Below are 1,103 nucleotides of genomic sequence, written 5' to 3' on the forward strand. Positions count from 1 at the left end.
GCTACCGCACTTGTGCTTGCTGATGTAGAGGCTACAGCGCTTGTGCTTGCTGATGTAGAGGCTACCGCACTTGTTGATGCTGATGTAGAGGCTACCGCACTTGTTGACGCTGAAGTAGAGGCTACAGCGCTTGTGCTTGCTGATGTAGAGGCTACCGCACTTGTTGATGCTGATGTAGAGGCTACAGCGCTTGTGCTTGCTGATGTAGACGCTACGGCACTTGTTGACGCTGATGTAGAGGCTACGGCGCTTGTGCTTGCTGACGTAGATGCTACAGCGCTTGTGCTTGCTGATGTAGACGCTACGGCACTTGTTGATGCTGATGTAGAGGCTACGGCGCTTGTGCTTGCTGATGTAGAGGCTACAGCGCTTGTACTTGCTGACGTAGATGCTACAGCGCTTGTGCTTGCTGATGTAGACGCTACGGCGCTTGTACTTGCTGACGTAGATGCTACAGCGCTTGTTGATGCTGAGGTAGACGCTACTGCACTTGTTGATGCTGATGTAGACGCTACGGCACTTGTTGATGCTGATGTAGAAGCTACCGCACTTGTGCTTGCTGATGTAGAGGCTACAGCGCTTGTGCTTGCTGAGGTAGATGCTACCGCGCTAGTGCTTGCTGAGGTAGAGGCTACCGCACTTGTTGATGCTGAGGTAGAGGCTACAGCGCTTGTGCTTGCTGATGTAGATGCTACAGCGCTTGTTGATGCTGATGTAGAGGCTACTGCGCTTGTGCTTGCTGATGTAGATGCTACAGCGCTTGTGCTTGCTGATGTAGAGGCTACCGCACTTGTGCTTGCTGATGTAGAGGCTACGGCACTTGTTGATGCTGATGTAGATGCTACTGCGCTTGTGCTTGCTGATGTAGACGCTACGGCACTTGTTGATGCTGATGTAGAGGCTACCGCACTTGTTGATGCTGAGGTAGAGGCTACGGCACTTGTTGACGCTGAAGTAGAGGCTACAGCGCTTGTGCTTGCTGAGGTAGATGCTACAGCGCTTGTGCTTGCTGATGTAGAGGCTACCGCACTTGTGCTTGCTGATGTAGAGGCTACAGCGCTTGTGCTTGCTGATGTAGAGGCTACCGCACTTGTTGATGCTGA

1 pseudogene is annotated in these 1,103 nt (G+C 52.4%); it reads left to right on the forward strand.

What is annotated here, in order from left to right:
* Positions 1-1,103 (forward strand): annotated as a pseudogene (locus tag KV696_RS09610) (adhesive domain-containing protein); the annotation flags it as partial.

The sequence above is a fragment of the Streptococcus humanilactis genome (assembly GCF_019448275.1).
Lineage (GTDB): Bacteria > Bacillota > Bacilli > Lactobacillales > Streptococcaceae > Streptococcus > Streptococcus humanilactis.